10 protein-coding genes are annotated in these 6,802 nt (G+C 53.3%); all 10 read right to left on the bottom strand.

The window, feature by feature from the left end:
- Nucleotides 1–551 (bottom strand): distal tail protein Dit (locus tag JUE30_RS09505; protein WP_203624648.1); only part of this gene is annotated, 551 nt, incomplete at its 3' end.
- Nucleotides 552–3,404, bottom strand: a complete 2,853-nt coding sequence (locus JUE30_RS09500) for a tape measure protein (protein WP_239061400.1) — start codon at nucleotides 3,402–3,404, stop codon at nucleotides 552–554.
- Complete coding sequence (locus JUE30_RS09495) at nucleotides 3,394–3,987, bottom strand: Gp15 family bacteriophage protein (RefSeq protein ID WP_203624646.1); 594 nt, start codon at nucleotides 3,985–3,987, stop codon at nucleotides 3,394–3,396. The genes JUE30_RS09500 and JUE30_RS09495 overlap by 11 nt, the downstream gene beginning before the upstream one ends.
- Nucleotides 3,988–4,001: 14 nt before the next feature.
- Nucleotides 4,002–4,460, bottom strand: a complete 459-nt coding sequence (locus tag JUE30_RS09490; protein ID WP_203624645.1) for a hypothetical protein — start codon at nucleotides 4,458–4,460, stop codon at nucleotides 4,002–4,004.
- A 120-nt stretch (nucleotides 4,461–4,580) separates the two neighbouring features.
- Nucleotides 4,581–4,832: an Ig-like domain-containing protein gene (locus tag JUE30_RS09485; protein WP_203624644.1), complete on the bottom strand. Its 252-nt coding sequence runs from the start codon at nucleotides 4,830–4,832 to the stop codon at nucleotides 4,581–4,583.
- Between the two features lie 11 nt (nucleotides 4,833–4,843).
- Complete coding sequence (locus JUE30_RS09480) at nucleotides 4,844–5,299, bottom strand: phage tail tube protein (RefSeq protein ID WP_203624643.1); 456 nt, start codon at nucleotides 5,297–5,299, stop codon at nucleotides 4,844–4,846.
- 11 nt (nucleotides 5,300–5,310) lie between these two features.
- Nucleotides 5,311–5,697: a minor capsid protein gene (locus tag JUE30_RS09475; RefSeq protein ID WP_203624642.1), complete on the bottom strand. Its 387-nt coding sequence runs from the start codon at nucleotides 5,695–5,697 to the stop codon at nucleotides 5,311–5,313.
- Nucleotides 5,697–6,029, bottom strand: coding sequence for a minor capsid protein (locus JUE30_RS09470; RefSeq protein WP_203624641.1), 333 nt, complete (start codon nucleotides 6,027–6,029; stop codon nucleotides 5,697–5,699). Before JUE30_RS09470 ends, JUE30_RS09475 begins: the two co-directional genes overlap by 1 nt.
- Nucleotides 6,029–6,382: a putative minor capsid protein gene (locus tag JUE30_RS09465; protein WP_203624640.1), complete on the bottom strand. Its 354-nt coding sequence runs from the start codon at nucleotides 6,380–6,382 to the stop codon at nucleotides 6,029–6,031. Before JUE30_RS09465 ends, JUE30_RS09470 begins: the two co-directional genes overlap by 1 nt.
- Nucleotides 6,379–6,792, bottom strand: coding sequence for a hypothetical protein (locus tag JUE30_RS09460; RefSeq protein ID WP_203624639.1), 414 nt, complete (start codon nucleotides 6,790–6,792; stop codon nucleotides 6,379–6,381). The genes JUE30_RS09465 and JUE30_RS09460 overlap by 4 nt, the downstream gene beginning before the upstream one ends.
- Nucleotides 6,793–6,802: the final 10 nt, after the last annotated feature.

The following is a 6,802-nucleotide window of genomic DNA, read 5'->3' as shown; positions in this document are numbered from 1 at the left end:
CCGTCCAGTTCACCAGCGCTACCAAACTGTAAGACAGCGCCAGCACTGTTCGTCCACGCGACCACGCCGTTATCATCGGCCATTGTAGCCGTCAGGATAGGAGCAGTCGGTGCGGTGCCAGCATTTGTGACCGTGATATCGGTGCCGGACTGACCGGCAACCATCGTGAGGTCGTTGGAATGCGCCACACCATCGGGGACGATGAACGTTACCTCACCATTACCATGTCGAAACTTCTCCGAGAGGCTGATCTGGTCGTCTGCGATTGCTAGGTAATACTTGTCGGGTTCGTCACCGAAGATTAGCTGCTGCGGCTCATTCGAGGACAACAGCCACGCAATCTCCCGGCGCTTGGCCGCCATATCTCTCCGAATCAGGAAGGACACAGTCACCTTGCCTTCATCTGCAGAGGTGTATTGAAATCTCTTGCCTGATGATACGCCGATCTTCTGGAGGATCGCCTTACGATTCTGGCCGATATTGCGCTCGACATTATTTGTCTCGAGATACTTGCTCATATCTTGGCCGTTAAACCACCATTGAAACGTCACCTATCTCACACCCTTTATGCGATTACTTTTGCGCTTCATGCGGTCAATCTCAATCTTGACCGGCTCAGCTATCTCGCGAGACAATTCTCGCTTGTCGATGTTTGCACTGACGTGAACCTCGATGACTCGAGGCTGCATCTCGCCAACATTTGTCGTTGTACTGTAGTTGTTAATGACCTGGTCACTAGGAATTGCTGTATAGCGACTGCCGGCGAGCACCTCAGGCTGGACAGCACTTGATAGGCCCACGGTGGCAGTAACCATCGCAGCATCCGACAACTGGCCCGCCATCGAGCCAACCGTATTCTTGACTGCCACGAAGGACTTCTGCAGTCCGTTGTTCAAGCCTTCCATGATTGCGTGCCCGGCTGGTATCAGCAGGCGTGCATCATAGCTAATTGGCCCTTTGTGCTTCTTAATCCATGAAGCAATACCGCCAACGAACTTCTTGCCAGCAGACCAGGCGGACTGTAAACCTCCGACAAAACCGTCGATGATTGCTTTGCCGGCACCAGCTAGTGAGAATCCTTTGAAGACTCCGCTGATACCGCCAATGATTCCTTTTGCCGCTCCGTTAGACTTACTCATGCCCCTAGTGATTCCTTTTGCAAAGGCAGAGATCAATGAGCCACCTGACGTGATGATGCGGCCAAGCGCATAGCCAATGCCTTCAACGAAAGCTTTGACCGCGGCCAATGCTTTGTCAGCAATCTTTGGGATTGCCTTGGCAAGCCCCAACAGGAAAGCGCCAATCAGATCCACGGCAGCATCAATAATTCGTCCTAGGTTTCTACTGATGCCTTCAATCACGGCAACAACAACCGAAACCCCTGCCTTGATAACGGAACCGAGGTTAGACGCAATGGCGTTCAAGAAGTTTGTCACTATTAACAACGCTTCTGTCACGATTCGGCCAATATTATTAGCTATCCCCGTGAGTACGCCAATGATGAGTTGCATGCCGGCATTAACCATTTGCGGAATAGACGCAACGAATACGCCAAGCATGACAGTGACAATCGTCAAAACAGCTGTACCAATTTGAGGTGCTGCCGCAGCGATGGCTGTAATAAATCCCGTCACCATTGCAGCGAATCCAATTCCAACAGCAGCCAGCGTTGGGATTATGAGTGTCAGGTTTTGGCCTAACGATGTGATTGCGGTGAGCAACAACGAAATGCCAGCTGCAGCCGCACCAATGCCCACTCCAATGGCTAAGACCGAGGCACCAAATACGCCGATACCTATGGCATTAGCTGTTAGTGTCGGCCCTAGCAGAGCGAACACACCTGCGAGGGCAGCAATAGCAACTGTCACGCCAGCCAGAGCGATCATGCCTGCGGTACCTGTTTTTGCCAGCGACGAAATACCGAACACCAGCACACCAAATCCAGCAGCAGCAACACCAATTCCAACGCCTGCTTTAAGCATGTCACTACCCATGCCACCAAAGGCACTGCCAGCAGTCTTAGCACCGCCGGCTGTATCAGATGCCGCCTTACCAAATCCAGCCAGTTTACCAACAATGCCACCTGCTGTTTTACCAACTGCAGCAAAGCCGCTACCAACTTTTGCGAGGACTCCAGCGACTGGAGCCAACACCTTTACGCCCACAAGGGCTCCTATAATTGTTGCCACAGCCTTTGGGTTAGCAATAGCGGCATCAACAACCGCTTTGATGGCTTTAGCGATGCCATACATGACATCAACTACACCGGGCGGAACCGTTGTGCTAATTGCAGATGAGAACTCCTTAAAGCTCCCAATGTTACCACTTAGTACGCCGCCGGTTGCTTTTACAAAATCAATGAAGTCGTGAACTGCTCCTCCAATGGCTGCCAGGACAGGCACAATCTTGTCTGCCGCATCCTTTCCAACCAGCTTCACCAATGAGTCATGGAACTTATCAAAACTCTTGAAGTTGCCTGAGATAAAAGCAACTAACATACCGATTGAGTCAGAAATCGCTGTGATTCCACTTTGGATGAATGGCGTGGCCTTAGTGATCGCGTTGCTGATGCCACCAATCAGATTAGTGATGTTGGCTTTACCAATCGCGTTAAAAATGGCCAGGAACGCATTCTGGAAGTTCGCCTGCAAGTTACCCAATGCGCCTTCAAAGGTCTCAGTCGAGGCCGCGGCTTTCTTGGCCGCGTCAGTCATACCAAGCTGTTCAATTGCCTTGTTGAACTCGCCGGCACTGATCTGACCCTTCTCCATCGCGTCACGGAAGTTCCCGGTGTAGGCACCGTTCTTCTTCATGGCCTCCTGCAGCTTGCCAGAGGCACCGGGAATGGCGTCAGTCAGTTGATTCCAGTTTTCGGTGGTCAGCTTGCCAGCCCCGGCGGTTTGGGTGAGGACCATCGCCACAGATTTGAACGTGTCCGCGTTGCCGCCAGCGACGGCATTCAAGTTGCCGGCCGCCTTGGTCAGTTTTTGATAGTTCGGAATACCGTTTGCGGCCAGCTGTGCGGTCGTGTTCATAACGTCGCCCAGGTTGTAGACGGTCTGATCAGCGTAGGTCTTCATGGCCTTCGATGCTTGGTCCGTTTCTTTTTTGGTGAAGCCTGCGAACTGCATGGTCGACTTAAACTTATCCATGCTGTCAGACGCTTCCGCGGCCCCACTGATAAGGCCGCCGAGGCCACCCGTTAGGGTACTGATTCCTTGCTGAGCCAGGCCCATGACAGCGCCCAGCGAAAGCTTATCTTTGAGCCCGCCGAAGACCTTCCCTGCGCTTTCACCAGGCGCAATCAGGCCCCTCATCGCGCTCTTGAGCTTGTCCATCGTGCCGACCGCTTCGTTTCCGCCATCGGCTTTAATGTCAATTACAACCGTGCCGTCAGCTGCCATAGCTGTCACCTCCTTCTTCTTCGTTTTCGTCATCAGGCAACGCTAGTGCGCGCTGCTGCCTTCTGACGGTGTCTCTCTGTTTCTTGTCTTTAATGTCGCCAAGCCTGGTTGACCTGATATGCCTGATTCTCACGAATGCCGTGTCGTCGGGCAGCGCATCGAACAGCGCCGCAAAACTCAGCCAGTGCATCCGGCCCTGCTCCTTGACCAGGTCGATGCCATACGCCTGGCGGAATGCCGCGTAGATGTACGAAGCATCGAAGTAAAAGTCATAGTCAGCCTTGACCTGATCGCCTTCACCCTTCGGCTCAATGGGGTCGCCATTGATGTCGTACCGTGTCGGCTTCTGCTTGGCGGTGGTAATTAGGTCGATGATGGCGTTGTGAACGTCCACCCAGTCCGCTTCTGGCGGCATGTCCTGTTTGATAACCAACTGCAGGAAGGTCTCGCACCGGTCAATCATGGTCATGCCTTCGTCGCCACGTGCTTTCAGCGCATAGAGCACATTGTCGAAGCTCAGGTCGAGCCGGTACGTGTGCTGGTTGACAGTCACCTCGTTTGGCCATGGATCATATAGATTCATGCCTCATCACCGCCTTAGCGCCGATTGCGGTTCTTAAGGTAGCGAGCTTTGCGGTTTTCGGACTTGCGTTGAATGCTGGCTAGTTTGTTCTCCAGCTTGTCAGACACAATTTGGTCGATACGCTGATACAGCACCAGCAAATTGAGGAAGCTGTTGCCGCCGCCAGCATTAGCCAGCCGATCATAGGTGCCTTCCCCAAAGTCGGAATCGAAAGCTACCTGTAATGTCTTGCTCATGGCCTCAAGGGCCCGCTTGACGTTGTCGTCGGTAATCTCCTCGCCTGCGACATCCGCATACTCCTCTTCGAGCTGGGAGATTTTCTGCTTACGTAGTTCAGCCTTGGCCTTTTCGGCAATCAAAGCTTCGTCTGAAAAGTCGACTTCGAGCACGACCTCCGTGGTTTTGCCATCATTCTTGTGCTCAATCTCGATGGGGAGCTTAATCACCGAAGACTCAAGAACTAGTTTTTCCATTTTTTTCCTCCTAAAAAAGGCGGAGGGAGCAAGCTACTGCCGCCCCTCCGCCATTCAGCTACTAGTGATTCGCCGCCCGGTTGCCCGTACTGTGACTTTCTTAGGCGACGATTTGCTCAATTAGCCTTCTGCTGCAGCCGTTACTTCAACCGTGGACTTTGCAGTCTTGCTGCCATCCTTTGTGGTAACGGTGATGTCAGCACTGCCGGCGGCCACACCCGTTATCAGGCCTTTGTCGTCTACTTTTGCAATGCCATCATTGCTCGATTCGAAAGCCACACCGGTTTCGGTCGCATCATTAGGCACAACTGTAGCGGTCAGCTGAACGGTCTTACCGACTCCAACGCTTGCCGATGTCGGTGCCAAGGTCACTCCTGACACCGCTACGATTTTGGGACAGCAGGTGTCACTTTCGGAGCTTGAACGAAGTCAAGATGGCCCTCGAAGTCTTCGTAGTCCGTAGCGTCACCGCCACCCGCCTTGATTTCCATGGCCTTCGCAATACCAATAACGGTGTCACCATTGGTCTCCACAATCTTGTGCCAAATCTTTCGCTCGTCGTCATTGGTCTTGCGACGAAGCCCGGCCAGCAATTCTTGGGCGGGGTCTTCTGGGTCGTAGAAGCCCGAAAAATTCCAGACTTCTGAACGGCCATTCAGCACGGTTTCGGTATTGCCGTCACCGTCATAGAAACCCTGATCGTCCGTGTCCTCTTTGGTGTCATCCTCAATGGTCTGGATGAAGTGAGCCAAAGGCAGCCAGCTCTCCTCGGCCGGTTGTGTCTCATCGTCCGTATATGGGGCGATGTAATGCAGGCGTTTTGCGTTCTTTTTACGCATAATGTTCCTCCTCACTTGAATGTTGTCAGGTTCGCGGTGAAGTCCACGACCCAATAGAAGAAGCCCGGCTCCTCAGCTTGAGAGAACGCAGGCTTGCTTGTGATGCTGATGCCGCCGAATTGATAGCTGCTATCCTGGCTGTCCAAGTCGGTCAAAGTCTCTAGGTAGTTCTGAACTTGCCAGAGTTGGTCGTTGGCCGCCTCCTGGTCTTGAGAGTGGATAACGTACTCATACGCGAGTGCAACGTCCTTCTCCCCGTCCATATATTCCCTTGTGACCTGCCCGCCTGGCATTGCATAGAATGACGCCGATTCGGCAGTGCCTGGCAGCCCGATGCTCGTCGGGAGCGGCATCTTTTGGCTGTTGATGGCCTCCTTGAGGCGGTCGTTAAAATCCATTAGAGCTGAGCCCCCTTCACGAATGCGTGCTGCCATTTGCTCATGTAAATGCCTTTGGCGCGTTCATCCCACTTCGGCCCGGTGCCCGGCGTGGTGTAGTGCCAGCCAACGCCGCCGACCCACTGACGGTGAGCATATGGCTCGATGAAGTGGATGCGCGAGCCGTCAGAAGCCACGACTGAGCTGCTTCGCAGGTGGTTATTCTTCTTCGGCACAAACTGGTTCATATCGGCCGCCGCTTGGTTGGCCATCACGACCATGCCACGCTGAAAGCCTTGACGGCTGAGCTTACGCTTTAGGCCACGGTCATTGACCTGTACTGAGAATCCCATCAGATCACCTTCAATTCGATGCTGAACGGGGCGCTGCTGTCAGGCTCCTCATGACTCGACCAGTCGACCACTTTGTACGAGTGGTCGTTGAACGTGAGCCGTGCTTGCAGCCAACTGTCGTCGATGGCGTTCGGATAGCCAGCAGTGTAGGCGGCAAATAAAAAGACCGTAGCATTTGCCACGATCGTTCGATTCGCGCCCACGCCGGTGAAGTTTTTGGTCAGGTCAACGCGCACAGGGGCCAGCGTGATTGCCTTGTCGTAAGTTGGCTTGTTGTAATCACCTTCGCTAAGTAATCGTTCAACCGTCACTGTATCGTTGAGCCAAGTCCGATCTGGTTGAATTGCGCTCATAGGTGCATCACTCCCCTGTAAAGCAGACCGGTGCCAGACAGCGACCGCAACGCATCATCGCAGACAATCGTGCCAGACGCATTGGCCGCCGTATCACCAAGCGTCTTAGATACGGTAGTAGAACCAATAGACTGGCTGACCGTTTGAGCCTGAGCCGCTTTGTACTGAGTGCTCGACTTGATGCCGGTATCGGCCATGTACTTAATCTGCAGCATGACAGCCCGCTTGAACCGCGTTACACGCAACTCAAACGGATCATCATCTATGGCGTGCATCTGATAGTAGTTGTTGGTGATTTCGTCCAAGTACATTCCGGAGAGCGCCGACAACTCGTCAAAGTCATCGGGTACCGCTGTGACATGCATCGCCTGAATGTAGTCTTCCGCTCCAACGTATAGTGTATTGGTCATCTAATCACCA

The organism is Lacticaseibacillus sp. 866-1, assembly GCF_016861825.1.
Lineage (GTDB): Bacteria > Bacillota > Bacilli > Lactobacillales > Lactobacillaceae > Lacticaseibacillus.
The sequence above is the reverse complement of the archived record's forward strand: the minus strand, read 5'-3'. Positions and strand labels throughout refer to the sequence as shown.